Annotated in this window: 25 protein-coding genes; 9 read left to right on the plus strand and 16 right to left on the minus strand. The window is 48.3% G+C overall.

The features are described from left to right. Positions 1–290: 290 nt before the first annotated feature. On the minus strand, positions 291–1,013 hold the full coding sequence (locus J3A84_RS03755; RefSeq protein ID WP_207598675.1) for a GntR family transcriptional regulator: 723 nt from the start codon (positions 1,011–1,013) through the stop codon (positions 291–293). Between the two features lie 323 nt (positions 1,014–1,336). On the opposite strand from J3A84_RS03755, the gene J3A84_RS03760 reads away from it, so the two are divergent. The 4 genes from J3A84_RS03760 (at position 1,337) to J3A84_RS03775 (ending at position 4,230) form a co-directional block, all read left to right on the plus strand. Then, on the plus strand, positions 1,337–2,173 hold the full coding sequence (locus J3A84_RS03760; RefSeq protein ID WP_207598676.1) for a hypothetical protein: 837 nt from the start codon (positions 1,337–1,339) through the stop codon (positions 2,171–2,173). A 238-nt stretch (positions 2,174–2,411) separates the two neighbouring features. Next, a complete protein-coding gene (locus J3A84_RS03765; RefSeq protein ID WP_207598677.1) occupies positions 2,412–2,867 on the plus strand; it encodes a PTS sugar transporter subunit IIA in 456 nt (151 codons plus the stop codon). Position 2,868: 1 nt separating this feature from the next. Further along, complete coding sequence (locus J3A84_RS03770) at positions 2,869–3,180, plus strand: PTS fructose transporter subunit IIB (RefSeq protein WP_207598678.1); 312 nt, start codon at positions 2,869–2,871, stop codon at positions 3,178–3,180. A gap of 24 nt (positions 3,181–3,204) precedes the next feature. Beyond that, positions 3,205–4,230, plus strand: coding sequence for a PTS fructose transporter subunit IIC (locus J3A84_RS03775; protein ID WP_207598679.1), 1,026 nt, complete (start codon positions 3,205–3,207; stop codon positions 4,228–4,230). Positions 4,231–4,296: 66 nt separating this feature from the next. On the opposite strand, the gene J3A84_RS03780 is transcribed toward J3A84_RS03775, so the two are convergent. From J3A84_RS03780 to J3A84_RS03805, 6 genes are all read right to left on the minus strand, one after another. Further along, a complete protein-coding gene (locus tag J3A84_RS03780; protein WP_207598680.1) occupies positions 4,297–5,340 on the minus strand; it encodes an ABC transporter substrate-binding protein in 1,044 nt (347 codons plus the stop codon). Positions 5,341–5,394: 54 nt separating this feature from the next. After that, complete coding sequence (locus J3A84_RS03785) at positions 5,395–6,186, minus strand: ABC transporter permease (RefSeq protein ID WP_207598681.1); 792 nt, start codon at positions 6,184–6,186, stop codon at positions 5,395–5,397. Then, positions 6,180–7,016, minus strand: a complete 837-nt coding sequence (locus J3A84_RS03790) for an ABC transporter permease (RefSeq protein ID WP_207598805.1) — start codon at positions 7,014–7,016, stop codon at positions 6,180–6,182. Before J3A84_RS03790 ends, J3A84_RS03785 begins: the two co-directional genes overlap by 7 nt. Before the next feature lie 2 nt (positions 7,017–7,018). Continuing rightward, positions 7,019–8,068, minus strand: a complete 1,050-nt coding sequence (potA, locus tag J3A84_RS03795) for a spermidine/putrescine ABC transporter ATP-binding protein (RefSeq protein WP_207598682.1) — start codon at positions 8,066–8,068, stop codon at positions 7,019–7,021. A 17-nt stretch (positions 8,069–8,085) separates the two neighbouring features. Beyond that, a complete protein-coding gene (locus J3A84_RS03800; RefSeq protein WP_207598683.1) occupies positions 8,086–8,625 on the minus strand; it encodes a cupin domain-containing protein in 540 nt (179 codons plus the stop codon). 164 nt (positions 8,626–8,789) lie between these two features. Next, a complete protein-coding gene (locus tag J3A84_RS03805; protein WP_207598684.1) occupies positions 8,790–9,959 on the minus strand; it encodes an RNA-guided endonuclease InsQ/TnpB family protein in 1,170 nt (389 codons plus the stop codon). Positions 9,960–10,528: 569 nt separating this feature from the next. Here J3A84_RS03805 and ybaK point away from each other — a divergent pair. After that, complete coding sequence (gene ybaK / locus J3A84_RS03810; RefSeq protein WP_207598685.1) at positions 10,529–11,026, plus strand: Cys-tRNA(Pro) deacylase; 498 nt, start codon at positions 10,529–10,531, stop codon at positions 11,024–11,026. A gap of 115 nt (positions 11,027–11,141) precedes the next feature. Here ybaK and J3A84_RS03815 read toward each other — a convergent pair whose 3' ends face one another. The 3 genes from J3A84_RS03815 to J3A84_RS03825 all read right to left on the minus strand — a co-directional run bounded on the left by J3A84_RS03815 (position 11,142) and on the right by J3A84_RS03825 (position 13,764). Next, complete coding sequence (locus J3A84_RS03815) at positions 11,142–12,299, minus strand: DUF5050 domain-containing protein (protein ID WP_207598686.1); 1,158 nt, start codon at positions 12,297–12,299, stop codon at positions 11,142–11,144. Between the two features lie 190 nt (positions 12,300–12,489). Further along, on the minus strand, positions 12,490–13,092 hold the full coding sequence (locus J3A84_RS03820) for a nitroreductase family protein (RefSeq protein WP_207598687.1): 603 nt from the start codon (positions 13,090–13,092) through the stop codon (positions 12,490–12,492). Between the two features lie 27 nt (positions 13,093–13,119). Next, the gene (locus J3A84_RS03825) at positions 13,120–13,764 is read right to left on the minus strand and encodes a DsbA family oxidoreductase (RefSeq protein WP_207598688.1); all 645 of its coding nucleotides are present in this window, start codon (positions 13,762–13,764) and stop codon (positions 13,120–13,122) included. Positions 13,765–13,992: 228 nt separating this feature from the next. On the opposite strand from J3A84_RS03825, the gene J3A84_RS03830 reads away from it, so the two are divergent. Then, positions 13,993–14,319 (plus strand): PTS sugar transporter subunit IIB, encoded by a 327-nt coding sequence (locus tag J3A84_RS03830; protein ID WP_207598689.1) that lies wholly within the window; start codon positions 13,993–13,995, stop codon positions 14,317–14,319. A 92-nt stretch (positions 14,320–14,411) separates the two neighbouring features. On the opposite strand, the gene J3A84_RS03835 is transcribed toward J3A84_RS03830, so the two are convergent. From J3A84_RS03835 to J3A84_RS03850, 4 genes are all read right to left on the minus strand, one after another. Then, a complete protein-coding gene (locus J3A84_RS03835; protein ID WP_207598690.1) occupies positions 14,412–15,623 on the minus strand; it encodes a hypothetical protein in 1,212 nt (403 codons plus the stop codon). Positions 15,624–15,713: 90 nt separating this feature from the next. Next, a complete protein-coding gene (locus J3A84_RS03840; protein ID WP_207598691.1) occupies positions 15,714–15,902 on the minus strand; it encodes a ferredoxin in 189 nt (62 codons plus the stop codon). A 90-nt stretch (positions 15,903–15,992) separates the two neighbouring features. Further along, entirely contained in the window at positions 15,993–16,940 is a 948-nt protein-coding gene (locus J3A84_RS03845) for a DUF4097 family beta strand repeat-containing protein (protein ID WP_207598692.1), read from the minus strand. Between the two features lie 31 nt (positions 16,941–16,971). Continuing rightward, positions 16,972–17,322: a hypothetical protein gene (locus J3A84_RS03850; protein ID WP_207598693.1), complete on the minus strand. Its 351-nt coding sequence runs from the start codon at positions 17,320–17,322 to the stop codon at positions 16,972–16,974. A 190-nt stretch (positions 17,323–17,512) separates the two neighbouring features. Here J3A84_RS03850 and J3A84_RS03855 point away from each other — a divergent pair, with 190 nt between their 5' ends. Continuing rightward, positions 17,513–22,351, plus strand: a complete 4,839-nt coding sequence (locus J3A84_RS03855; protein WP_207598694.1) for a cytidyltransferase — start codon at positions 17,513–17,515, stop codon at positions 22,349–22,351. A 10-nt stretch (positions 22,352–22,361) separates the two neighbouring features. After that, a complete protein-coding gene (locus tag J3A84_RS03860) occupies positions 22,362–23,609 on the plus strand; it encodes a lactate/malate family dehydrogenase (protein WP_207598695.1) in 1,248 nt (415 codons plus the stop codon). 64 nt (positions 23,610–23,673) lie between these two features. Here J3A84_RS03860 and J3A84_RS03865 read toward each other — a convergent pair whose 3' ends face one another. Further along, a complete protein-coding gene (locus J3A84_RS03865) occupies positions 23,674–24,495 on the minus strand; it encodes a creatininase family protein (RefSeq protein ID WP_207598696.1) in 822 nt (273 codons plus the stop codon). 8 nt (positions 24,496–24,503) lie between these two features. After that, positions 24,504–25,871 (minus strand): MFS transporter, encoded by a 1,368-nt coding sequence (locus J3A84_RS03870; RefSeq protein ID WP_207598697.1) that lies wholly within the window; start codon positions 25,869–25,871, stop codon positions 24,504–24,506. Between the two features lie 263 nt (positions 25,872–26,134). Between J3A84_RS03870 and J3A84_RS03875 the strand changes: the two genes are divergently transcribed. Next, complete coding sequence (locus J3A84_RS03875) at positions 26,135–26,908, plus strand: helix-turn-helix domain-containing protein (protein WP_207598698.1); 774 nt, start codon at positions 26,135–26,137, stop codon at positions 26,906–26,908. Positions 26,909–26,930 lie beyond the last annotated feature (22 nt).

Raw genomic sequence — 26,930 nt, forward strand, 5'->3', positions numbered from 1 at the left:
TAGATCCGTACTAAACTATTATTTAATTCGAATCATTCTACACAAATAATTATTATCTTATAGCAAAATATAACTAAACAACTCCTATCATAGTAATACTTGAATGAATTATTCTTCAAGTTAGCTAGGATAGGAGTTATTATTGATAATTATACTAAATACAAAACCTTTCTGAATGCTGTATTTTCATAAGATTTATTGATAAAAGCTATTTATTTTTTTCTTGTGGTTAGTGAATTATCATTCCTCGATAGTATTTATGGGTGCCTGAAAAGGATTGCCTATACTAATTACCTCGTGAGTTTAGTTGAAAATCTATACTTTGACCCTATATAGTATGCTTTCACGTAATACAATGGAACACCAGAATTGAGGAATATAACAGCATCCATATATAGCAATGCCGAATTAATTGATATTTTCAATATTTTAGAGATATCATTTGGAGCGTTGATTGCCTCGAGTTTATATAAACCATCACCAAGTTCAAGATTGTATTTTTTTTCATATAGATTATACAAAGAGGCTTTTGGAGAAATGTAATCATCTAAATCGGGGCAATAACTTGCTACGACATATGTAATTTCATAACATAAAACTTCATCATCGTTTCTTCTCAGTCGTTCAATGTAGTATACAGGATCTTCTGGATCTATACTTAGCCTATTACATACTTCTTCTGACGGCGAAATTAATTTTGCAGATAAAATTATACTGTTCGGATTCCCCCCTTGTTTCCTGATGATTTCAGAAAAACTTGTCATGTTACTGAGAGTATAGTCATAATCTGGTTTAATGTGGTTAACAAATGTCCCCGTTCCTTTGATTTTTCTTATAAATCCATTGCTTTTCAGTCGATCCATTGCTTTTCTTATAGTATGCCGACTTACTTCAAATTCTTCCATAAGGTCAACTTCTCTGGGCAGTAATGAGTTGGTTGAATAATAACCGGATAACAATCTATCCTTTATCTCATCGTATACTTTTTCGTGTAAAAACTTCTTGTTGTTCATTATATCACCAGTTTCTATAATAGATTTTGTTCGAGTGTTATGATTGTGACATTTTTAGAATCGTATATAATTAAATAATATCAAAAGATACACTTGTATGGTTAATGTTATACATCATACAAGGCCACCAACTTACGATGTCTTCTAGCTATTAGTCTACATCAAAAAGAAGAAAGAATAAATACCAAATACTCTTCTGATCCATCAACCATAATATCCAGTAAATCCGATTCTGTCATCCAGAGCCAGAAATGTTATAATGAAATGAAAAATATTCTGAAGCACGAAAAAATAGAGAATCAGATTGAAAAAGGAGAACCATCATGCAGAAGTTTCTAGAAATCATACAGCAGTCCAGGAGCGTAGACTCCCTGCCTTCCCTGAAGTCCATCTACAAAAAGGTGAAAAAGAAAATCACTGCGGGAGACTATCAAGAAGAAGAGCTCGATGCCATAGAGGAAGCCTTCAGGGACGGGGTCACCGTCACCATCGAAGACGGCACAAAAGTGCAGCTGGTGAAAGATGTGGTCTGCGCCGGGCATTCCTATTTCGAGAAAAAAGAGACCCACGCCTACGGCATCGGAGACAATAAGTACAAGTGCCTCACCTGCCATAGAACCCTTAGAAAGATCGAGGAAGTTTCAGAGAACATCCTGTTCCCCCTGGAATGGCCCCTTCCCGATGCACAGTTTTTCAGAGACAACACCTATCCATATACTTTCGCGAAAATCATTGCCGATGCCAAAGACATCACAGAGCTTCCAAGCTTACCGGTCCTTTTTGAAGAGCTGAGAAAACTGGAGATTCTGGACGAATGTAATTTCGACCAGGAGAAGAAGGCACTGGAAAACAGCTGGGCAGAAGGCATCACCATCACCATCGCCGATGGCACCAGCGTGAAACTCACCTTCGGAAAGAGGTGTGTGCTTCATCGCTTCAACACCCCTTATATCCGGTATTCCTATCAGGTGGAAGAGAATGTCTATCTCTGCGGGAACTGTCTGGAGAAGGGAGAGGAGCACAAGGACATCATGGAGCTTCACCCACTTGTTGCGGAAGAGCTGCTCTTTCCTCTGGACTGGACCCGCTCCGGCATCGATATCTGGCTGGAGAACGTGGAGAGAAGAATCGAGGCGCTGGAGGAAGCGAAGAAACACTGATTCTAAGAAGAACACAGATTGCAATAAGAACAGAAAGAACGCTTCAAGCAGTTTCCTCCTGAGAGGGGATCCGCTTGAAGCGTTCTTTCTGCTGTCCATGGTACTGATCTGCGAACCATTCTGATTCTATCTCCTCAAAAGCGCTCCGCTTTTCAGATATAATTCACACTAAATTCACTATGGAGATACCATATATACGATAAAATAAATATAATATCAGGGAAAGAAGGTGCATAGAATGGAACTCATCACCAGAGAACTGGTCGCTTTTCCCATGGAGGCTCAGACGAAGATGGAAGCCCTGTCTCTGCTCTCGGATGCGCTTTGGAGAGAGAAGAGAATCTCTTCAAAGGAACTATTCATGGAAGACGTCCTCAAGAGAGAAAAGGAATTCACCACGGGCTTTGGTGGCGGCTTCGCCATCCCCCATGGAAAATCCGATGCTGTCCTCACCCCTTCCATCGCCGTGGGCAGATCTTCCCATCCGCTGGATTGGGATGCCATGGATGAAAAACCGGTGTTTCTGGTGTTTCTTCTGGCCGTTCCAGAGGCCCATGCAGGAGACACCCACCTGCGAATTCTGGCGAAGCTTGCAGAGAATCTAATGGATGATGAGATCCGAGAGGAGCTTCTGGCTCTTGAATCATCCGAAGCGCTTTATCACTATACAAGCCGAATTTTAGGAGGTATTTAGTATGTTTATTGTAGCAGTCACCGCCTGCCCCACCGGAGTCGCTCACACCTATATGGCAAAAGCGGCACTGGAGAAAGGTGCGAAGAAAAGAGGACATGAGATCAAAGTGGAAACTCAAGGTGCCATGGGGATCGAAAATGAGATCACGGAAGCGGATCTTGAAAAAGCAGACCTGATCATCCTTGCCATAGAGACCGCCATCAACAAGATGGAGCGTTTCAAAGGAAGAAAAGCCATGAAGATCACCATCAACCAGGCCATCGGAAAAACAGACGATGTTTTCGCAAAAGCCGAAAAAGCAGTAAACGGCTAGAATAAAAGAAAAAGAGGTGTTCTGATGAAAAATGCAGTACTTAATCTTAAACGCGCCCTGATGACAGGGGTTTCCTACATGCTGCCCTTCATCGTGGGGGCGGGTATGCTCATCGCCCTTGGCACAGTGCTTTCCCAGTTCGGTCTTAAAACAGGTCCCATGCTGGACCTGGGCTACGGCCTGTTCGGATTCATTCCCCATATCGTAGGGGCCTACGTGGCCTTTGGTATCGCCGACAGACCCGGCATCGCCCCAGGCTTTGCCGGCGGCTATGTGGCTGCACAGATCGGAGCAGGTTTTCTGGGTGGCATTCTGGCGGGGTTCATCGCAGGGTATCTGGTGAATCTTCTGAAGAAGGTTCCGGTCCATGAATACATCTACGCGCTGAAGCCCATGCTTCTCATTCCCCTTCTCGGCATCGCCTTCACAGCCCTTGCCATGAGCATTCTGGGTCAGCCCATCGCCTGGCTTCAGACGACGCTTAACGTCTGGCTCACAGGAGTCAGCGGAAGCAGCGCCGTTCTTCTGGGCGCGGTGATCGGTGCCATGATGGCCTTTGACATGGGCGGTCCGCTGGGAAAGATCGCCCTGACCTTCGTGGTCGGTGCCTACTCCCAGGGCATCTACGGCCCCAATGCCGCCGCCTTTCCGGGCATCATGACGGCGCCCGTATCGGTAGCTCTGGCCGCCATGCTCTTCCCGAAGAAATTCAACACTGTGGAGCGGAAGAATGCACCCGCAACCCTTGTGACCGGACTTTTCGGTATTTCTGAAGGGGCCATACCCTATGCCATGGCCAACCCCTTCCGAACCATCCCCGCCTTTATGGCAGGCGCTGCCGTGGGCGGAGGCATGATGATGGCGCTGGACCTGGAGACCAAGATGTTCAGCGGACTGGTGGCTCTGCCCTTCACCGATCGGTGGCTGCTCTTCTCCCTCAGCATTCTGGTGGGGGTGGCTGTGAGCATCGCTCTTCTATATCTTCTCAAGAAGGAACCTACCCCGGAAGAGGAAGACGAGATTTCCGATATCCTCGACATCATGGAATAGTAAAAAGCAGTATGAAGGCTTCTTGCCTCATACTGCTTTCGCGTTCAGGTGTATTTATTTTGCTTCCTAGTTGGCGGAAGTGATTTCCGTCCAGATTCTGTCGTAGACAGAAAGCACATCGGAAGGGTCTCTGAAGATTTCGGTGTTCTCCAGCACTTCGTCGGATGGATACGCAATGGGACTGTTTCTGATTTCTTCAGGCAGCATCTCCACCGCTTCGGTGATCGGTGTGGAGTATCCGATGTAGTCCACATTCTGGATGGCGATATCGGGTCTCAGCATGAAGTTGATGAACTTCTCCGCACCTTCCTTGTTGGCCACGCTCTTCGGGATGACCATGGAATCGAACCAGATGTTGGTTCCTTCTTCCGGAATGGCATAATCCAGGTTCGGATTCTCTTCGATCATATACATGGCATCTCCGGACCACACAAGGCCCATGGCTGCTTCTTCGGCAATGAGGGCATCCTTGATGTCATCGCCAAGGTATGCGTAGACGATGGGCTTCTGCTTGATCAGTTCATCTCTTGCCTCTTCCAGCTGTGCCACATCTCTGGTGTTCATGGAGTAACCCAGTCTCAGCAGGGAAACCCCGATGGTGTCTCTCTGGCTGTTCAGCATGAGGATCTCATCCTTGTATTTCTCATCCCAGAGAATATCCCAGGAAGTTACCGGCTCTGTGACTACATTCTTGTTGTAGAGGATCCCGAAGGTTCCCCACATGTACGGCGCAGAGTATTCATCATTGGGATCAAAGACCAGTCCCTGGAAATCCGGGTCGATCTTATCACGATTGGGCACATTCTCCCAGTTGATGGGTACAATGAGATCTTCATTGATGGCTCTTTCTATGGTGTAGTCGGAAATGAAGATCACATCATAGGAGTTTCCGCCCTGCTTCAGCTTGGTGTAGATGTCTTCGTTGTTGGCGTAGGTGTCGTAGACCACTTCGATTCCGGTCTCTTCCTCGAACTGCTCCAGTACGTCAAAATTGATGTAATCTCCGAAGTTATAGACGTTGATGGTTTCCTTTTCTTCTCCGCAGGCGGCAAGCGCCAGGGAAGATACCCCGATGAGGGCCGCTGCAATGATTTTTCTTATATTTTTCATAGTACTCCTCCTGTTTTCCATGCATGAGCATGGACATATACTGTTTCTTTTATTCTATAGATCTCTTTCTTCCTCTTCCTCACTCTTTCCGATCCGGTTGATGATCAGAAGAAGGATGAAGAATCCGATGAGCATGAAGGTCGATAGCGCATTGATGACGGGGTTGATCCCTCTTCTCGCCATGGAGAAGATGAGGATGCTGAGGTTCTGCACCCCATGTCCTGTGGTGAAGAAGCTGATGGCGAAATCATCCACCGACAGGGTGAAGGCCAGAAGCGCCCCCGTGACGATGCCAGGCATGATTTCCGGCACAATGACCTTTCTCAGGGCATACATGGGTTTTGCCCCCAGGTCCATGGCCGCTTCCGCCAGGTTCGCATTCATCTGCTTCAGTTTCGGCAGCACCGCCAGCACCACGTAAGGTGTGCAGAAGGTGATGTGGGAAAGAAGCACTGTGGACAGGCCGAAATCCAGTCCCATGAACCTGTACAGGGCAATAAGGGATACCGCGATGACCACATCCGGGTTCAATATGGGCAGATAGTTGAGATTCAGCGCCATCTGCTTGAAGGGCCCCTTTCTGGAATAGTGGATGCCGATGGCGGCAAGGGTCCCAAGAATCGTCGCCACGATGGTGGTCACCACGGCGATGATCATGGTGTTGGTCAGGGCACTGATGACGGCTCTGTTACTGAACAGGTCCTGATACCATTTCAGGGTGAATCCTGTGAAGGCTCCTCTTGATTTCGATTCATTGAAGGAATAGATGATCAGTACAATGATCGGCGCATAGAGGAAGAGAAAAATAAGCACCGTATAAAGATTTCTGAATCCCTTTCTTACCATAAGCCGCCTCTACCTCCTTCCAGATCTCCTCCGCCTTTATTGGTCAGCGCCATGACGATGAGAATGATCACCATGAGAACGATGGACATGGCGGAGCCGAAGTGCCAGTCTCCCGTGTAGATGAACTGCTGCTCGATGACGTTACCGATGAGGGTCGTCTTGTTTCCACCTAAGAGGTTGGAGATGATGAAGGTGGATACCGCCGGGGTGAACACCATGGTGAATCCCGTCATGACGCCAGGAAGGCTGAGGGGGAAAATCACTCTTCTGAAAATGGTTTTTCTGTCCGCACCCAGATCCTGTGCCGCCTCAATGAGCTTCTTGTCCATCTTCACCAGTACGGAGTAGATGGGCAGCACCATGAAGGGCAGGAAGTTGTAGACCATACCCAGGATCACCGAACCGCTGTTGTAGAGAAGCTCCATGGACTCGAATCCCAGGAAGTTCAGAAAGGAATTGATGATTCCGTTCTTCCCGAGAATGGTGAGCCATGCATAGGTTCTCAGAAGAAAATTCATCCACATGGGTATGACGAAAAGCAGGATCAGATTGTTTCTCGTCTTGGCCTTTCTCTTATTTGCGATGATGTAGGCGATGGGATAGCCCAGGATGAAGCAGATCACCGTGGAGATCAGTGAAAGCATCAGAGACCTTCCCAGTACGTCCAGATAGATGGGGGACAGGAAACGCCTGAAGTTCTCCAGGCTGAAGCGGAAAGTCTCATAATCGGTGCTGTTTCCCGTGGTGAAAGCGAAATACCCCACAAGAAACAGGGGGATGAGGATAAAGATCAGCATCCATAGAACATATGGATACGAAGCCTTTCTCATTCTCAAGACGCTTCACCTCTTTTCATGATGTGGATGGCATCAGGCAGAATCTTCATGCCGATGACTTCTCCAAGAGGTGCCATGGCCGTACTCTGGATCAGGTAACGGAACCCGTCCACATTCACCACCATCTCGTAGTGCACCCCCTTGAAGGTCACTTCCTCCACCAGGCCTTTCAGCTGTCCTTCCTTGGCAGTGGTCATCTGGATGTCCTCGGGCCGAACCACCACCTCCACAGGCTCCATAGGCGCAAAGCCCTTGTCCACGCAGGGGAAGGTGACGCCCTGGAATTCCACCAGATAATCCTTGTGCATGATACCCGGCAGAATGTTGGATTCTCCGATGAACTTCGCCACAAAGGCATTCTTCGGTTCATTGTAGATGTCCACCGGGGTGCCGATCTGCTGGATGAGCCCCTCATTCATGACCACGATGGTATCGCTCATGGTGAGCGCTTCCTCCTGATCATGGGTCACATAGATGAAGGTGATGCCTACTCTTTTCTGGATGTTCTTGAGCTCGATCTGCATCTCTTTTCTAAGCTTCAGGTCCAGTGCACCCAGGGGCTCATCCAGAAGCAGCACCTTGGGTTCGTTGACCAGTGCTCTAGCGATGGCGATTCTCTGCTGCTGTCCGCCGGAAAGGGAGTCCACTCCTCTTTTCTCAAAACCGGACAGGTTCACAAGCTTCAGCACTTCCGTGACTTTTTTCGTGATCTCCTCCTTGGGCATCTTCTTGATCTTCAAGCCGAAGGCGATGTTCTCATAGACATTGAGATGGGGAAACAGTGCATATTTCTGGAACACCGTATTCACCTGCCGCTCATAGGGAGGCACATCGGAAATGTCCTTACCGGAGAAAATCACTTTCCCTTCTGAAGGCGTCTCGAAGCCTGCGATGATCCTAAGGGTTGTGGTCTTGCCGCAGCCCGAAGGTCCGAGAAGGGTAAGAAATTCATTTTCTCTGATATAGAGATTCATGTTTTCCAGTACGGTGGTCTTTCCGAAACTTTTGGATATATTTTTAAGATCGATCATGATATTGGTTGTCATAGCGCTGTGTCCCCTTTCTAGAATATTGGCGGTGTGCTCACCCAGATGACCATGGCGGTGTTCTTGCCTTCATTGGAGAGATAATGGGCTTTCCCCGGCTTCAGGTAGAAGCTCTCCCCTTTTTTCACTTTGTGTCTGTCTTTTCCCACATGAAGAATGATCTGTCCTGTCAGCACATGGCCGAACTCTTCCCCTTCATGGGGTGGTATTTCCTTGGTTCTGCCGCCGGAGCGGATCTCCACATGGATGGGCTCCATGGCATTCTTCTGGGCATTGGGAATGATCCAGTTGATGATGTTCCTGTTTTCCTCGTTTTCCTTCTCAAAGGCATCTTCTTTGCTGAAGACGATTTTCTCATCGGTGGTTTCATTGAAGAAATCTTTGAGATTGGTCCCCAGGCCCTCCAGTATATCCACAAGGGTTGCAATGGACGGAGACGTCAGGTCCCGCTCCAGCTGAGAGATGAACCCTTTTGTGAGTTCACAGCGGTTTGCCAGTTCTTCCTGGGTCAGCGCATTCTTGATGCGCAGGTTCTTGATTTTCTCACCGATCTGCATAACAACCTGCTACTCAAAATATGGACAAATCTATCCATATCGAGACTTTTACTGCTTCTTCCTGTATGCTTTCGCCTCAGTTTCCTGAACTGCTACTCACAAGTTCCTGTACAGTCCACAGTCGTAAATTCCCGACTAGCCATCGGTACACATCTACAATAGCGTTACAGTGCTACCGTGTAGACTTTCGCATTCAGAAGATTGATGCTGGCGTTCCTGTCCCTGTCTATGACGAGGCCGCACGCATCGCATCTGTATGTTCTATCAGATAGCTTCAGATCCTTTCTGATGGAACCACATTCCGAGCACAGCCTGCTTGAAGGATACCACCTGTCAGCAATTCTTAACTCTATCCCATTCTTCCTGCACTTGTCAGCAAGTTTCAGCCTGAAGGAATAGAAGTTCTGGCTTTGTACAGCCTTCGCTAAATGCCTGTTCTTCATCATGCCCCTCACGTTCAGGTCTTCCATGGTGATGAAACGTGGTTTTTGCCTGATCACCTGACTGATTACCTGATTGACGTGATTTTCCCTTATGCAGGAAAGTCTCTGATGAAGTTTCTGTACCTTTATGGTCTGCTTATGGATATTCTGTCTAGTAGCTTCTCCTTTCATTTTTTTATTTCTGACTTTCAGACTTTCGTATTTTCTCGAAAGACTTCTTTGTTCGCGTTTCAGCCTTTTTTCCAGGTCACGCACGGATCTGGTCTTGTTGATGTTTGCAAATGGATTCTCCATGGTGCTTACCACCGCAAAATCCTTGATGCCCCGATCGATGCCGATGCCATTTCCTTCGGGCACATCATAGGGCTTCTCTTCTGCTTCAATCAGCACAGACACGTAATATCTGCCTGCCTTCATGGATACGGTCCCGCTTTTCACCATGGAATCCATCGGGATGTATCCTTTCTCTTTCAGCCTGACAAATCCCAGTGTGGGTATTTTCAGGCGATGCCTTTCAATGGTCCAGTCCGTTCTGCTGTTCCTGGGGAAGTATGCTTTCACATCCGATCTGTTCTTCTTCTTGAATCTCGGAAATCCGGACTGTTTCCTGAAAAACTTCCTGAAAGCCTTCTCCCCATTCATGATGCTCTGCTTGACAGCTTTGCTGCTGACCTCTTTGACCCAAAGGTATTCCGGATTCTCTGGCAGGAACTCGTTGTTCAGCCATTTCGAGAAATCCATTCCGGACATAAAGCTTTTCTCCGCTTTGTAGATCTCTATGTTTTCCGCAATATAGAAATTGTAGATGAACCTGCAGACACCGATGGTTCTGTTTATTTTGTGTTTCTGCTTCTCAGTCGGATGTATTTCCGTCTTGTAACTTTTCAGCACCCTGATCATCACCTCTATGTACTATTTTTCTGGACCTTATTTAAGAAAATTATAGCACATATGTTCTTTTTCAGCAATTGAATATGAAACATATAGTATTCTATCTGAATTGCACCAAAGCTGGACTGTCATAGCAGAAACAGGTATGAACTCAGAAAGTCCATGAATCATGGGTATATTGCTTCACTTTTGTCTGTGATTGTGTATATTTTTAAGAATCATTTGCTGTTCCTGTACTACCTGATTCTGTATTGATTAAACTTTTTGTTTAGTGAAGTTAAACTGCAAAACCCATTATATAGAAAATTATTTTCGAAATCAATGGATTTCCTTCGAAAAAATGACGGTTTTTTCAGATTCTGAAAATATACCTTCAAAGCACTGTCATAGAGCCATTTCAGGCATCTTCAGAAATGTTAATAATCTGGAAATGATTCCTTTGATTTTCAAATTAGCGTACTGGGAGTTTACTCTGACTAAACCCGAAACGTTTACTTTTTATCCTGAATTGTCAAAAAACTCATGGGATGCTACACTACTCTTACAAGTGTTTAATTTTGGAGGCTATCATGAAAAAAGTGAAGACCAATGCCATGCGGCTTTTGGAAGACCAGAACATCCCCTACGAACTGCTCTCTTTCAGTCTGAAAGCGGATGCCATCACACCGGAATATATCGCAGAAGAGATCGGGAAAGAGGTGGAGCGCATCTTCAAGACCATCGTCACCGTAGGCACCAGCGGAAACCATTATGTGTTCTGCCTGCAGATCATCGAAGAACTGGACCTGAAGAAAGCGGCCAAGGCCGCTGGTGAAAAGAGCATCTCTCTCATCGACCAGAGGGATCTTCTGAAAGTGGCGGGCTATGAAAAAGGCGGATGCTCCCCTGTAGGCATGAAGAAGCTCTACAGGACTTTTTATGATGCCCATGCCCTGTCCTTTGACAGGATCATCGTCTCCGCAGGCAAAAGGGGCTATCAGATCGAAGTCCCCGTGGAGGGGCTTCTAAAGGCTACAGAAGGACAAACATCCGATCTGCTCATGGAAACGAAATCCATCTTCAGGTAGAAGCACCGCTTCCTGAGTCCATTCCTCTTGCATTCAGAAAAAGGAAGAGGCTTCCGTCTCCCGCACCAGGGAAACGGAGGCCTCTTTATTTCTTTCTTCGTCTTCTTTTCAGCCGTCAGGGCAAAAGTTCCTCCGCCAGGGGCACAAAGGATTCATTAAGCGTTTCAAGGTCCAGCCTCGTCACTCTTCTCTTCTCGTCATTGGTGATGTAGAAGAGATACTTATCTGCGATGTTGAAGCTGGAAGCAAACTCTGTCTTTTTCAGCAGCGTCGCCTCACTTCCATCGGGCCTGCTTCTGTAGATGCCCTGATCCTCATTATCCATCCGGACCCCACTCCAGAAGTAGTAGATGAAATCTTCATCATATACAATGTCACTGATCCAGGTGTCCAGAAAATCCGTGATCTGCCCTGTTTCCGTATCGTATTTCTTCATGCCTTGGGTGTCATTGCTTCTGCCGATGTAGATAATATCGCTTCCGGCCACATGGATGGTTCCGCCAAAGGTGCTCACAGGATCCACCTTCACAGGTTCTCCACCGGTAAGCGCCATCTTGTAGAGGTAACTCATGGAATCATCCCCGTCCAGTGATGCATGGAGATAGAGCTGGTCCTTTAGAATGACGATCTGGGGATAGGCGCCTTCCAGAAGAAGGGTTTCCTCTGTTCCGTCATATTTCATGCACAGAAAATTTCCATCCATCACATCATAGAAATACAGATACTCGTCATACAGCACCAGTTCTTCAAAATACCCTTCCTTCAGGAGCGTCACCTCACTTCCGTCAGGCTTAAACATGAAGATTCCGGACGTACCGAAATCATCAGGATTCAGAGGATCCACATCCCCCACCGCAAAAATTCTGCCATCCCCCACATTGATGTCGTGGAGGGTCCCTTTCACCAGAAGCTCCGTCTCATCGGTCTTTACATCGGTTCTCATGAGATTGCCGAACATCATCTTGTCGGAGTGGTAGATTATGCCATCTTCATAGACTGCTGTCCCGTCCTGGAGGAGATTGCACATGAGATTGCCGGGTCCTTCCAGGGATAAGACCACCTTCTCCGGCTCCGCTTCCTCTGATTCTTCCGCGGTTTCCCCCTCCTCGCTTTCAGAAGGATTCTCTTCTTCTTCTCCGGAAAAAGGCTCTTCCTCAATAGGACCGCCTGCCCCCTCTTCCGGTGTTTTTTCTGCTGCACATCCAGAAATGATCGTAGTCATGAATAATAGCATGAGCAGTACTGACATGAACTTCTTCAGCATATTTCGCATCCCCTTTTCCTCTGTTTTATTCGCTCATATAATACCATTATTATAGTATGCGAAAACCATATCGGTACAGAGAAATATCATGATGTTATCCTCATATTGAAAAACCCCCATGAAAGATCATTCTGATTCATCCATGAGGGTCTTTGAATATGACTATTGTATCCCTTGTGATTTCGTGCTTTGAAAAAGTTTATCTGATCACCGTGACTCTCTCGCTTACAGGAAGAATCTTCTTATCTGCCGGTTCACCCACAGGGTTTCCGAATACCAGCTGACCGAGAAGCTTGTAGTCCTTGTTGATGCCGAAAACTTCTGCCACTTCATCGTCGATGAGCGGATTGTAGTGCTGGATGGATGCCCCCAGGCCTTCACTCTCCAGTGCCGTCCAGATGATGAACTGGAGAATGCCGTTCCCCTGATGGGCCCAGGGCACAAAATTATCCTTGTACAGGGCGAACTCCTCTTCCTGCCTGCGGATCACCCGGGTGTCTTCGTAGAAGAGCACCGTACCATATCCTGCCTTGAAGGAGTCCAGCCTTTCCTTCGTTCGCTTGAAGTCCATGTCCGGAACGATCTTCTTCAGCGTCTTCGTCACGATGTCCCACAGCCTGTCATGGTGCTCTCCGAAAAGCACCACCACTCTGGAGCTCTGTGCGTTCATGGCCGAGGGCGCATTCATGACGGCGGTGTTTACGATCTCTTCGATCCGTTCTCTGCTGACGATTTCCTTCTTGTCCAGGGCATAATGGGATCTTCTCCTTGCCACGGCATCTAAAAATAAATTTGCACTCATCTGTCAATCTCCTCTTTCTATCTTCTTTTACTTTTCAGTTGGGTTCTTTGTAAGTGTTTCATAGACTCTGTGAAACACTTCCGTGGGCTGAGCACCGCTGACTTCCGCTTTTCCGTCGAAAAGAAAGTAGGGTACTCCTCTTATGCCCAGCTCCTGGGCCCTTAAAAGGTCTGCTTCCACCGCTTCCGTCATCGTCTCCGATGCCAGAGCTTCCCTTGCTTCCTTCTCTTCCAGTCCCGCCTCTTTCCAGAGTGCCAGAAGGACCTCGTGATCGTTCAGATTCAGACCCTCCACGAAATGTCCTCTGAAGAGGGCATCGAGGAGCGCTTCATCTTTTCCCGTTTTTTCAGCAAGATGCACCAGTCTGTGGGCATCATGGGTATTGGCTCCCCTTGTTGCGAAGATGTTCATGGGAAGACCAGCCTTACCGGCCATTTCCTCCACACCACGCATTCTGGCTTTCGCCTCCTCCAGGGAAAACCCGTATTTCTCCGCCAGGGATGCTACGGAATTGGGCGACTCCGTTCTGCTCGCATAAGGATCCAGTTCATAGCTTCTGTTTATGATCTCGAGGGTCTCTCCCTCGGGCAGCTCCTCCAGGAAACGCCTGAAATTGTTCTTGCCGATATAGCAGAATGGACACACGATGTCCGCCCATATCTCAACTCTCATAAAAATTCCTCCTTCTCTAAATAAAGGGACCGTGTTTAGCAGTCCTATTATTTTATTATAGCCCACATTCATATTTTATGCAATTTCATTTTACCAAATATGAATATGAGCTGAAATGACCCTGCCTGATGCCTCTGGCAGAAAGATTTGCTGTCTAACTTCCGCCCTGTATGGTAAAATATAGCTAGAATATGAGAATTTTCAGAGAAATAGAAGGAGGTCATTCCATTGATCAATATCGTACTGTTCTGTTCCACAGGTCTGTCCACGAATCTTCTGATCCGGAAGATCGAGAATGCGGCAGAGAAGAAGGACATTGCCGTGAACGTGAAATCCTATCCGGAAAGCATCATGAAGAAATACATCAGCGACGCCGATGTGGTACTCGTGGGGCCCCAGGTGAAGCATGCGCTCACGGAAATCAAAGAAGAATGTGACGCCCACCATGTTCCGCTGGAAGTCATTCCAACTAGAGACTATGGACTTATGGATGGAGAAAAGGTCCTGGCCCAGGCCCTGAGACTTTTCAGTCTTCATAATCCGGAAAAAGAATAGTCTAAGACATAGCGAAAGCGTTTCTTCCCTCATCGGAAGAAACGCTTTTTTTCATTTTCATTCTTTCTCACACACATTCTGCACCCTTGAAATCAGATCCTGTGAATCCCCTTCCAGTTGGCATCCCCATGCATGATGCCCATGACGATGCTGATGGAGTAGACGATTTTCGGGTCCATCATATAGCTGTCCATGAGCCCGATGAAGATGAGGACGATCATGGATACCATGAATCCCACATACATGACTTTCATCATCGGCTGGATCTTCATGGACCGGTTGTAGGTGGCGATGCCCCGGATCTTGAAAAACAGAATCAGAGCGCCCAGAAGGAGGCCGATGATGCCCATCTCCATGACCACCTGGAGCACCGCATTGTAGGGCCTGTTCACCAGATCCAGATTAAGAAGCTCTGCTCTTCCCACCATGAAGTTTCCGAAGGTTTCATCGAAGGTGTTGAAGCCCTTCCCGATGAAGATGGTGGAAAGATTTTCCTTCACCACTTCCAGATAGAACTGCGCTCTGTTCATTTCCTGGGTAAGAGCGAAGAACTGTCCGTGTCTTCTGGAAAACACCGGTATGAGAATCAGAAAGACCCCTGTGGGCACCAGCGCAATGAGAAACTTCATGGAGTAGAGGAAGGAAAGCAGTCCCAGACCGATGAAGAGACCGATGACAGCGATTCTGGAACCGGTCATGAAGATGGACACCAGCGCAACTCCCAGCACAAGCAGATAGAATCTGGATTCATGGTCCTTCTCTTTATAGATATAGAGCCCCAGGGCTGGAAAGAGAGGAATCAGCATGAAGTAGGCCAGCGTGGCTGGATTTTCCAGAAAGGAGGTGTTGATGGAAGAATCAAAGGGAACCCCCCGTACAATCTCGTCAATGATCACCTGTCCCACATGATAGATCCCGACGAGAAGCACCGACACGAAATAGGTCCGGATCAGGGGCATGGTATGATTGGGCCTGTTCAGCGCATATTTCAGCACGAAGTACAGAACGAATGCCGATGCATAAATGAGTATCCCGCGCAGTGTATTCATGGGATCGCTGGAATAGATCAGCGTCAGAACCTGAAGAAGAAGAAATAGAAAGGTGGAAAGTCCATAGGCAAGCTTATTCTGCTTTCTTCCTCTACGGATCTTCTTCAGGGCATCCTTATCCACATAAAGATGGACGGCAAAAAAGAGGCCCATGAAGACCCCGATGAGTGGGGTATTCTCTTCTGGTACCACCGGATACAGTATGATGGATAGTAGCATGATCTTAAAAAGTGTATTTCTTCCGAAAATGTCCATGATGCCCTCCACTCAGCAAATATATAACAAATATACACCATTTCAGAAAAATAAAAAAGAGGCCCGAGGGCCTCCATGCATCACAAATAATTATTCTACTGTGATTGCAGCTACTGGACAGCTTTCTACAGCTTCCTCAGCTAAATCTTCTTCTCCTGCTGGAACTTCGTCAACGATAGCATATGCCTTTCCGTCATCGTTCATATCGAACATTGATGGAGCAACGCTTGGACAAACTCCGCATCCGATGCAAAGATCCTGATCAACTACTGGTTTCATATACAACACCCCTTTTATACTTGATACCCTTATTATAAATAACTTTATCACAAAGTCTATGAACAAATTGTAAACTTTTTGTACAACTTGCTAATATTTAACAATGATCTTTCCGGAAACCGTTGACACATCTAGCTTTACGCTATTGCTTACATTTCTCTCCAGAGATTGTGAAGATTCGTTAATCCCTTCACCATTCTCCACAATGATCTTTCCGCTGATGCTGGACAGGTCATAGCTGAGATCCTGAATCTCTTCGATTTCCACTGAAACCGCTCCGGAAATGGTAGAAATTTCGGAATCCTCCGTGAGACTCTCCGCTGTGACGTTCACGCTGCCCGATACGGAGTCCAGACGGAAGTGGTCCCTGACGCCCGTGGCGGTGATCTTTCCCGAGACGGTCTCTCCTTCCAGCACCTCTACTGCGCTGTAGCTGATGAACTGCCCGGATACGGTGCTGAAGCGGACACGCTCATGTTCGCCCTCTTCCAGGACGATCTCGCCGGAAATATTCTCCACGCGCACATTCTTCGCTCGGATGCCCTCCATGGTGATTTCACCGGATACATTTTCGAAATGGACATCTTCCATATAATCTCTTGGGACCAGAAGCTCGATGTCCAGGTCGTAGCTGTTTCCGATGCCGAAATTGAGATTGCTGATGTCCTTATAGAAATAGACGGCAAGCTGGGTGTCCGTTTCCTCCACCTTCAGGTACCGGTCACGGTAGCGCTCGGGTACGCTTCCTTCCACCAGAAGCCTGATCTCCTCTCCATCGTAGCCTCTGACTTCCAGGTCCCCCATGGGTGTATCCACACGGAGCATTTCCTTGCCCTCCATGGAATAGGACAGGTCCTCAGAAACCTCCACTTCACTGCCCAGGTTGATGCTGATTTCATTTCCGCCGATGAGATTTCGGATCTCCTCCGCGATTTCGCCCGTTCCCAGACCTGATTCAAAGATGATGTAGGCGCCGATGCCGATGGAGACCGATGCGATGATCAAAGTGGTTACAACAATTTTCTTGAATCCGCTCATTTTCACTCCTCCAGAGTATCGCCGGGAAAAGCTATCCCAGCATTCGTTTAAACATAGTCCAGATGGTAAACAGAATCCATTTGATGATTCTGATGACAACAGCTGTTACAAGGACAAACACCGAAAGAACTGCTATGCCGAAGAAAAACAGTGCAAGCTGCGGAATGTTGAATCCTGCAGATGCCGGAAAAACCATGATGAGGATGGGAGATGCCAGGAGCACCAGAGCTGCCGCCAGAAGCAGCAGTGCTATGGTGAAGAGTCCTACAACCACAGAACCCAGAATACTGATCAGGACGGGTCCGAAGAAGATGATGAATAGAATCAGAGCAATGAGTCTTGCTGTCTGATTGGTGCCCTTGCCCTTTTTATTTGGTCCCATGGTTTCCCTCCTCTCTTTTTCTAAACTATACCCTCTGAGAATTAAAAGTGAATTAAAAACCGCTGGGAAAAGAAAAGCTTCTTCCAGTCCCTTTCCTGCTGCCTCTGCCTTATCGAAAACCTTTCCTGCCAAGGTAGAGTATTCGATGGATTCATAATATAATGAAAGAAGAAAGAATGGGGGGATGACGTTGTCACAGGTATTAGGAATCAGCGTACTGACAAATATCAGAAAATCACTGACTCTGACGGGTTTTCTGAGGAAAATAAGCTATACGAAACAGGAGATCCTGGATGCTGCCGGGGATAAGAAGTTCACGCAAGGCATCACGAGGCTTCTGGAAAACAGAGACTACAGCGTGCAGAGCCTCTTTCCCGTCGTCAAAGAAGCCTTCGGCCCGCTGGGCCGCTCAGAGAACGTGGATCTTGACATGATCTACGACTATCTGGTGCTGAAGGTGGATGAAGATGCCAGGGATCGGGTTTTCACCAAAGAGGAGAGAGATTTCATCATCCTCTTCATCGCAATCTATGAAGTGATGCTGAAAAGCGAGGAAGCTTCAGGCAGCGATGCGTTCTACATCACCCACGGATTCCAGTTTCTGACCAAGAAAGAAGTTCAGGAGCTGGAAAACGAAGAATACAGGCGCTTCATGAAAGCCTTCAAGGAGGACCATATCTACGCGCTCATGAAGATGTCCCGAGACCTGAAGGGCTACAATACCCTGGACCATGTGGTGGGCGTTCATCATGTAGGCATGTTCATTGCCCGGCAGCTGAAAAACCTGGGACTACCCATTGATCTGGGCAGAGTCTCCGGCGCTCTGGCAGGCCACGACATCGGCAAATACGGCGTCAAACTCAGTGAAATGAGAAGAGTGCCCTATCTGCACTACTACTACTCGGACATCTGGTTCAAAAAGCACGGCATCGACTACATCCGAAACGTGGCCGTGAACCACAGCACCTGGGACCTGGAACTGGAGAATCTATCTCTGGAAGCACTGGTCCTCATCTACTCGGATTTCAGAGTGAAGAACAGGAATGTGGAAGGGAAAGAGCAGATGTTCATCTACCCTCTGGATGAATCCTTCCATGTGATTCTGGAGAAACTGGACAATGTGGATGAGGCCAAAAAGAGACGATATGAAAGAGTGTATGCGAAGCTCGAAGACTTCGAGAATTATCTGAGGAGTCTGGGCGTGGAAGTCGCCGTCTCCGGAAAGGAAGAGAACCGGAAGATCCTGGAGTCCAGAAAAACCATCCGGACCCTGAAAAAGCCTGCCATCTGCTTCGGCGATGAGATCATTGACAGGCTGAAGTATCATGCCATCGATCACAACATCAAAGTCATGCATCTGCTTCGCGATGAGTTCAGTATGGATACGCTGCTGGAGGAAGCCAGGTCTCTTCGGGACTGGAAGGACCTCAGAGAATACCTGCGGATCTTTGAAGAATACTCCACCTATCTGACTCAAGGGCAGAAGCTTCAGGTCGTAAGCTTTCTTCTGGAATGCCTCATTCATCCGGAGGATGACATCAGGTATCACAGCGCGGAAATGCTGGGAGACATCATTGGAACCTTCGACGAGGATTACCGGAAGGAAATTCCGCTGGAAGAGGTGGCCCCCTCCTCCAATGTATCAGGCCTTCGCCTTCTGGATTCGACCCTGAAGAAGATTCTCTATCCCGGCCACAAGGTCATCGACAGCCACAAGATGCAGCTGGGCTACTCCTTCTCCACCATGATCCAGCATCTCTTCACCAGCCTTCCTGAATCAAGAATCGGCGAATATACCTCTGTGGTGGAAAAGTATTATGAGAACATCAGTCCCAAGAGACAGGAGACCAACATCTTCCTCACGGAAGCCATACGGTATATCCCCTTTCCAGGAAGGCTGAAAGAAGACTTCTTCCGCACGGTGCTCAAGGGCAGCATCATGCAGAGGATTTCCGTACTGGAGCTCATCACCACAAGCTATCCCCTCAGCCATTACAGCGAAGAATTCATCGAGTATCTGAGAGCAAGGCTTCTCAAGGTGAACAGGAAAACGGACATCACCGAAGTCTTTCTCTACATGAAGCTGGCGGGTCAGCTTTCCATGCCGGAAAAACGCAAAGCCCTGGAGCTGGACCTGAAAAGCAGAAAAGCTGAAATGGAAGAAGTGTTCCTGAATAACCTGAAGACCGCCACCCACTGGATCGCCAAGAGAAACAACATCCGGCTTCTGGTTTTCTATACGCTGGATGGAAGTCTTATATCCCCCATCAACACTTCCCTCCATCTGTGCAATCTCCTGAAGGTCTCCGCCATCGAATCCGTTCGAAGAACGGCGGGAAACGCCCTTCTGACCCTCATGAGAAGGCTTTCTTCCTATGAGCGCAATGAAGTGGCTGTGGAGCTTCTGCGTGCCCTGGAAATCGAAGGACACCGCTTCACCGAGTACATCCCGAAACCTCTGGGCAAGGTACTTCTGTATCTTGACATAAAGGAATTCGACGAAATCATCGATGATCTTCTGATCAAGGTGAAAACCGCCAATCCTTCCGTGAAGTCCCTGCTCATCAAGACCCTGGGCACCACACTGGAATCCTTCATCCAGTTCGGCATGAGAAGCACAGAGCTGAGCCAGAAGGAAATCATAGCGCGCATCAAGAACATGCTGAGCGTCCTGCTCTACGGCATGGCGGATTATGAGAATCTCACGGTGAGAGCGGCCTTCACCACCATCGGAAAGGTCATCTTCGCATCGGATATTCTCACACTGGAAAGCAGGAATCAGGTGTTCCTTTTCCTCTACAAGAAGCTCATCACCCTTCTGACCAATGAGACGAGAAATCTCTTATTTCTCTGCCAGAGCGTCGGCCTCAACAACATCTATCGTTTCATGAATGACTATCTTCATGAAAAGGGGCAATTCATCCATGCCGCAACCACCAAGTACGCCTTCTTCCCCGGCACTTTCGACCCCTTCACCCTTTCTCATCTGGCCATCGCCAAGCTGATCCGGGATGAGGGATATGAAGTGTATCTGTCCATCGACGAGTTTTCCTGGTCCAAGAAGACCCTGCCGAACAACGTACGAAGAAGGATCCTTGAAATGAGCACAGCAGGAGAGCTGGACCTCTACCTTTTCCCTGCGGATATTCCGGTGAACATCGCCAGCGATGTGGATCTTCTGAAGCTGAAAACCATCTTCAATGAAGAGGTCTATATGGTCTGCGGCAGTGATGTGGTCATCAATGCCTCCAGCTACAAGAGTGCGCCTACGGAGCATTCCATCCATACCATCAATCATCTGGTCTTCGACCGAACGCGGATCCGGGGGGCCAGAAAAACCATCGAGAGTCTCGTGGACCACGTGATCTTCATGGACCTGCCCAGGGAGCTGAAAGAAGTCAGCTCCTCCAAGATCCGTACCAACATCGATGAAAACAGAGACATCTCCAGCCTCATCGATCCCATGGCGCAGAATTACATCTACATGAACGGCTTCTATCAGAAGGCCCCTGTGGACAAATCCCTTGTGAGTCTCACCTTCCTGGAGAAGAAGATCTATCGGGAAATGGACCCGGAGCTGTCTCATAGCATTGACAAGCTGTTCCCAACAAGCCGCCACGTGATTTCAAAATTCATCAAGGACACGTTCCAGAAGCCTTCCGGAAGAGTACTGACTCTGACGGACCGAACCAGCGGCAAGCCCATCGGCATGAGCATCTTCCACTGGGCAAGAAGCGAGAATCTCATGGATGAGATGAAATCCTCTGTCTTCGCCGACAAGGTGCGGGCGCTGAATCTTGGCAGAATCATGGTGCTGGATGGCCTCTACATTTCCGCTCCGGACAAACTGAGAAACTATCATCAGATTCTGCTCACGGAAACGCTGTCCTTCGGTGTGTCCAGGGACTATGAATGTGCGCTCTTCATTCCCAAGAACAAGTACCTGAAGGAGGACAAGTTCATCAGTCTACTGGGACTGTACAATTTCCAGCTGCTGGACTGTCATGAACCGGTGTATTACGTGGACATGAGTACCCCCATCGCCCTGAACCTGGATATGGAGAACATCCTGAAGGATCCTTTCCGGAGCAATCCCAAGGTGCGCAATAAAATCAACGAGACCCGCGTGAATCTCATGAAGGCCATCGGCGGTCTTTACCCCGGCAATCTCGTTCTCCCCTTTGAGCCGCTGATGCTCCAGCAGGGCATCATCAGTCTCGTCTGTCAGGAGAACAATGTGCCCATGGAGGAAACCAAACCAAGGGTCCTTGGCAATTACATGTGCGTTCCTTACGGGGACGTTTTGGACCGCTCCGTGGTGCCCAACACTGTGACCAAATCCATCCACTCGGAGAAGTATTTCAGCTCTGACATGAAGCGCTTCACCATCGGGGAAGTGCCCTTCTACCTGACCCTTGAAAATCAGGTGAAGACGCTCTCCTCCTTCAGAAAACCGGTGATTCTGGTGGACACCATCCTGCACAAGGGATACAGAATGAATGCCTTAAGTCCCCTTCTGAAGTCCCACGGCATAGAAGTGAGAAAGATCATCACCGGCATCCTCTCCGCCAAGGGCATGGATATGATGTCGGGCAAGGAATACAAGGTGGATGGCGTATACTATCTCCCCAGACTCAAAGCCTGGTTCAACGAGAAGGACATGTACCCCTTCATGGGCGGCGATGCTCTCTGGAGAGGAGAATACCCCAAGCGTAATCTCATCGAATCCATCAACCTGATTCTTCCCTATACCACCCCGACCTTCATCATGGATGCCGGAGCGAAGAAAGTCTATGAGCTTTCCAGAACCTCCATCGAGAACGCCATGACCATCCTCTCCATCATCGAGGAGGAATTTCACCGGGTCTATGAGAGAAAACTGACCTTATCCTCTCTGGGGCAGGTATTCAGTATGCCTCGGGTACCGGATAAGGGACCGGACCTCACCTATGATCTCTATAAAGCACCCACCTATTATCTGGGGTCGGATCTGGAGGAACTGACAAGACTGGAAAAACTGATACAGTAAGGAGATACCTATGAGCATATTCAGAAAACATGAACTACTGGCCTATATTGAAACGAGAAGACTGGATGGCAGCCTTGCTGTCACAGACTTCCTGAAGGATCTGGATGAAAGAATGAGAAAGCGGGTCTGCGGGGTGCTGGAAAGTGCCGATGCCAAGGAAGATCTCCTCTCCCAGATGGAAAGCCTGATCCTTGCGAAAGACCCTCTCTTCATGATTCTGGAAGAAGAGGCCTTCCCTTCCCGATACCTGGCTGAAACCCTGGAAGAGATTCTGGAGAAAAAAGGCGCCGGGCTTCTCCTGGAAAGCGAGAACAGACTGGACTTTCAGGTCCATCTGATCCGGGAAGCGGATGCCAATCTCCTGACGGAAGTCATGAACAAGGAGAAACCCTTCACCCTCTCCATCCTGGGGCTTGGGGATGTGGGTGGAACGCTCCTCATGGGGCTGAGGCTTCTGGGCAGAGATATTCTGAAGGAAATCAGGATCTTCGACCTGGATGAGAAGAAAAGAAGACGCTATTATCTGGAAATCAACGAGGTCAGTGACGGCACCGATCTTCCTCCGGTAAAGGAAGCGGGCATCGAGGAGATCTTCGATACCGATGTACTGGTCTTCACCGTTTCGGTGTATATCCCTCCTGTGGGCACCAGCCTGACAGATGTGAGACTGGTGCAGTTCGAGAAGAACAGGAAGATTCTCCTGGACTATGCGCAGAAGGCAGAAGCAGCCGGATTCAAAGGGTACTACTTCATCGTCTCAGACCCTGTGGATCTTCTGTGCATGAACCTCATGGATGAGGGACAGATTCCAAGCCATAGAATCCGCGGCTTCGGACTGGGCGTCATGGAAGCCAGGGCGAGATTCATCGCGAAAGAGAAAGGTTTCTTCTCCGAAGACCTCAGAACCTTTGGTCCTCACGGAAAAGGACTCATCGTCATCAATTCCATCCATGCCTACGATCCAAAACTCTCCGAAGAACTGACGCACCTGACGGAGCGGGAAAACTTCAGAGTGCGGGAAACGGGATTCAAGCCCTACATCGCTCCCGCTCTTTCCTCCGGGGCCATCTCCATACTGAAAGCCCTGAAGGAAGAGGAGCATTTGAGCACCTGGTATAACGGCAGGGTCTTCATGGGCTCCAGAAACGTTCTGAAAGAGAGTTTCACCCGTCCATCCAAAGTATCTTTGCCGGAGCTTAAAGCGCTTCTCACGGAAACGGAGGAGCTTCTGACCACCCTCTACGAAGGCAGAGCTTAGTGAACCTGAATAAAAACTGAAAAAGAAAGGAAGCAGCCTCAGTAGCTGCTTCCTTTCTTTGTGTCTATAACCATTCACCATATTTCGCGAATACGCTGTTGTTCTGAAATGCGTCCAGGTCATCGAGCTGACTCATAACGGAAGGCACATCCAGTTTCTCCACCAGTCTGTCGATGATTTCCCTTCCCCGGTCAGCCATGAGCTGACGCTCTTCTGCGGTTCTGATGACCGGCGTCTGGGCATGGTCTGACTTCTCGCCGAAATAGTATCCCACCGCTGCGGACTGATAAGCTCTGGAAAAGAGGTCCTGGAACGCCTTCACGGAGGATTCCTTCTTTTCTTCTTCCTTCTTCTCCGGCATCAGAGGCACATCTTCCAGCCTGCCCATGATGTCATAGGCACCCACGTAGATGTCGTAGAAATTGCCATCAGGAATCAGTTCCGCCGCATGCTTGAATACAGCCATGATGAGGTCCAGATAGAGGATCGGCGTTTTCGTCTCATCAAAGAAATCCCTCACCATGGGGCTCAGCGTCATATGAGCCGGTCCATGGAAACTGATGTAGATCTGTCTTGAGAATCCCTGTCTGAGAAGGGATTTCGCTACGGCATACAGATAGTCGATGCCTTCACGGATGCTGACCTGAACCGTCCCTCTTCCTGCAAGTGTGGCTCCCGCATAGAAATAGGGCAGATTGTTCAGAATGACGCTGTCGATCTGTTCAGCCATCTTGAGGGCGATGGCTTCGGAAACGACGGTCTCGCAGTCCAGAGGGAAATCGCCATGCATCTCCACCGTCCCTACCGGCACAATGATGGAAGACTTCTGGCTGAGATACTCCTCCGCTTCTCTGTTCGTCAGTTTTGAAAATATACGTGTTCTCATGATTCCTCCTAGTTTGCGTTCTGCAGTCTTCTCTCCTTCAGTTCAGCCTGTATCTCATCCATTCGTTCCTTGGACAGATTGAAGATGAGGCCGATACCGATGAGCTGAAGCAATGTTGTGATGACTGGCACTGCCGTGGTCAGTGTTCGGATGTTTTCCGCCACCGCGGGTGCCTGAACAGCTGCTCCGGAAACGAATCCCACCAGTCCCAGCATGACGCTGGCCAGGGTAGAGGCCAGAGTGGAACCGATCTTACGGGAGAAGGTATAGATGGAATACAGCGATCCGTCGCTTCTTTCTCCGGTGATGTACTCATGATAGTCCAGCGTATCGGTCACCAGTGCCCAGATGATCATCATGAACACGGTCTGTCCGGCGTTGGCCAGAGTATAAAGAACCAGGAACAGATAGACATTCTGAATCGGTACCAGCAGAAGAAACAGCGCAAAGACAAAGTTCACTGCCGTGGATACCAGAATCAGCTTTCGTTTTCCATACTTGCCCGACAGTTTCGGAATGATGGGAAAAGCGATGAGCATCATGGGAATCATGCTCAGGGTGACGAAGGTCAGCACCTGGGGAGCCTGATAGTATTCCTTGTAGATGTAAGCACCCAGCTGACTGTTTCCGGTGATGTAGAGAAGACTGCCTACTGTGGCCACCATGACTCCGATGAGCGGTCTGTTCTTCAGAACGCTGCGCAGGACTTTGCCGTAGTCAAACTTCTCCTCCTTCACCTTGGGCTGCCTGATACGCTCTGTGGTCAGCTTCAGGGTTACCACATAGCTCAGAAGAGAAAGGAGTGCAAAGGCAATGGCGATATAGAAGAAGTTCTCAGGAACCACACTTCCTTCTTTATCGAAGACCACCTGAGGCACGATGGACAGAAATCCTGCTCCAACAATGAGTCCTCCGAAGGACCTGGCTCTGGAGAGCTTCGTTCTCTCCACGGGATTGTCCGTGATCACCGCCACAAGAGAGCCGTAGGGCATGGATGTTCCAGTATAGCTCATGCCGTAGAAGATATAGGCTGCCACGATCCAGATGTGCTTTGCTGTGGATCCCCAGGCGGAAACATCATAAAAGGCCAGGATCACCGATAGGGCCAAGGGGAACATGGCGATCTTGATGTACGGTTTGAACTTGTCCCCGGACTTTCCGATCTGCCATCTGTCCGGAAACGACCCGATGATCGGATCATTTACAGCATCCCACAGCCTGGACCCTAGAAACAGGGAGGCCATGAAATAAGGACTGACCCCCAGGACATAGGTGCAGAATGTGAGGAAAAACGCATCCACATAGAGGTTCACGAAACTGCCTGCCATATCCCCGAAGAGGTAGCCGACCTGATCTCTGACTCCAAATTTTCTCATATTGTTACTCTCCTTAAAAACATAATTCCGATTTGCATGGTGTAAATGAATTCATTGTCAACAATATAACATCTCTTATACATTGACAAAATGGACTAAATCATCAAATACATTGCAATTCTGGCAAATCATCAGATTTCTGTTATACTGTTTCTGAGGTGAAATCCATGCATAATACCGAAAACGAAAACAGAATCAAACTCTATATATTGGAAGACTATTGCTTAGAATATCAAAGAGAAATGAGTACAGGAGAGTACTATATGATTCTCTTCTGTATGAAAAACGAGCTGAAACTCACCCATGAGAATGAATCCGTGACCCTTTCCATGGGGAACATCCTTTTTGTCAATCCTGAAACGAAACTTCAAATCCATCACTGGAAAGATGACAAACCCGAGAAACCCACCATCCTGATCCGATTCCACAGGAATTTCTGGGAAGAGCTCATAGCCTCATCTCCTGAATTCAACTATATCTATACCGCCCATGACGAAGAAAGACTCTTTGTGCTCAGGACTCCGCCTGCAACCTGGCAGGGTCTTTATTCTGCCGTATCCATGCTTCGTACAGAATATATCCAGAACAGCTTCTGCAGCCAGATGGGTATAACAGGCGCATTCATCACAACCATGGTTCACATGAACCGTACAGTCTATTTCCAGAGGCTCCGAACCCAGCGAACCAGGGACAGCGAGATTCTCATCAAAGACATGACCTACTATATAATCGAGCACTACGCGGAAAAAATTTCACTGGATACGATGTCTTCGGTGTTCAACATCAGCAAATCCAAGATCACGCACCTCTTCAAGGAGCAGTACAACCTGTCCTTCTACCAGTTTGTTCTTCAGCAGAGACTCGTCCACGCGAAGAATGCCATCATATCAGGCATGAGTATTTCCGAAGCTGCCTATCAGTGCGGATTCTCCGATTATACTGCATTCTACAAAGCTTTCCGGAAGACTTATGGCATGTCTCCAAAGGCTCTGCAGATGGAATACCGCACGAAAATCAAAACCCCGGAACCGTTTTAAGGTTCCGGGGTTTTTCAGTGTA

The organism is Proteiniclasticum aestuarii, from assembly GCF_017368455.1.
In the GTDB taxonomy this organism is placed as follows: domain Bacteria; phylum Bacillota; class Clostridia; order Clostridiales; family Clostridiaceae; genus Proteiniclasticum; species Proteiniclasticum aestuarii.

What these genes read in the sequence shown, in the direction of transcription:
- J3A84_RS03755 (WP_207598675.1), bottom strand. Translation starts at nt 1,013, where the DNA reads ATGAACAACAAGAAGTTTTTACACGAAAAAGTATACGATGAGATAAAG.
- J3A84_RS03760 (WP_207598676.1), top strand. Translation starts at nt 1,337, where the DNA reads ATGCAGAAGTTTCTAGAAATCATACAGCAGTCCAGGAGCGTAGACTCC.
- J3A84_RS03765 (WP_207598677.1), top strand. Translation starts at nt 2,412, where the DNA reads ATGGAACTCATCACCAGAGAACTGGTCGCTTTTCCCATGGAGGCTCAG.
- J3A84_RS03770 (WP_207598678.1), top strand. Translation starts at nt 2,869, where the DNA reads ATGTTTATTGTAGCAGTCACCGCCTGCCCCACCGGAGTCGCTCACACC.
- J3A84_RS03775 (WP_207598679.1), top strand. Translation starts at nt 3,205, where the DNA reads ATGAAAAATGCAGTACTTAATCTTAAACGCGCCCTGATGACAGGGGTT.
- J3A84_RS03780 (WP_207598680.1), bottom strand. Translation starts at nt 5,340, where the DNA reads ATGAAAAATATAAGAAAAATCATTGCAGCGGCCCTCATCGGGGTATCT.
- J3A84_RS03785 (WP_207598681.1), bottom strand. Translation starts at nt 6,186, where the DNA reads ATGGTAAGAAAGGGATTCAGAAATCTTTATACGGTGCTTATTTTTCTC.
- J3A84_RS03790 (WP_207598805.1), bottom strand. Translation starts at nt 7,016, where the DNA reads ATGAGAAAGGCTTCGTATCCATATGTTCTATGGATGCTGATCTTTATC.
- potA (WP_207598682.1), bottom strand. Translation starts at nt 8,068, where the DNA reads ATGACAACCAATATCATGATCGATCTTAAAAATATATCCAAAAGTTTC.
- J3A84_RS03800 (WP_207598683.1), bottom strand. Translation starts at nt 8,625, where the DNA reads ATGCAGATCGGTGAGAAAATCAAGAACCTGCGCATCAAGAATGCGCTG.
- ybaK (WP_207598685.1), top strand. Translation starts at nt 10,529, where the DNA reads ATGAAAAAAGTGAAGACCAATGCCATGCGGCTTTTGGAAGACCAGAAC.
- J3A84_RS03815 (WP_207598686.1), bottom strand. Translation starts at nt 12,299, where the DNA reads ATGCGAAATATGCTGAAGAAGTTCATGTCAGTACTGCTCATGCTATTA.
- J3A84_RS03820 (WP_207598687.1), bottom strand. Translation starts at nt 13,092, where the DNA reads ATGAGTGCAAATTTATTTTTAGATGCCGTGGCAAGGAGAAGATCCCAT.
- J3A84_RS03825 (WP_207598688.1), bottom strand. Translation starts at nt 13,764, where the DNA reads ATGAGAGTTGAGATATGGGCGGACATCGTGTGTCCATTCTGCTATATC.
- J3A84_RS03835 (WP_207598690.1), bottom strand. Translation starts at nt 15,623, where the DNA reads ATGGACATTTTCGGAAGAAATACACTTTTTAAGATCATGCTACTATCC.
- J3A84_RS03840 (WP_207598691.1), bottom strand. Translation starts at nt 15,902, where the DNA reads ATGAAACCAGTAGTTGATCAGGATCTTTGCATCGGATGCGGAGTTTGT.
- J3A84_RS03845 (WP_207598692.1), bottom strand. Translation starts at nt 16,940, where the DNA reads ATGAGCGGATTCAAGAAAATTGTTGTAACCACTTTGATCATCGCATCG.
- J3A84_RS03850 (WP_207598693.1), bottom strand. Translation starts at nt 17,322, where the DNA reads ATGGGACCAAATAAAAAGGGCAAGGGCACCAATCAGACAGCAAGACTC.
- J3A84_RS03860 (WP_207598695.1), top strand. Translation starts at nt 22,362, where the DNA reads ATGAGCATATTCAGAAAACATGAACTACTGGCCTATATTGAAACGAGA.
- J3A84_RS03865 (WP_207598696.1), bottom strand. Translation starts at nt 24,495, where the DNA reads ATGAGAACACGTATATTTTCAAAACTGACGAACAGAGAAGCGGAGGAG.
- J3A84_RS03870 (WP_207598697.1), bottom strand. Translation starts at nt 25,871, where the DNA reads ATGAGAAAATTTGGAGTCAGAGATCAGGTCGGCTACCTCTTCGGGGAT.
- J3A84_RS03875 (WP_207598698.1), top strand. Translation starts at nt 26,135, where the DNA reads ATGATTCTCTTCTGTATGAAAAACGAGCTGAAACTCACCCATGAGAAT.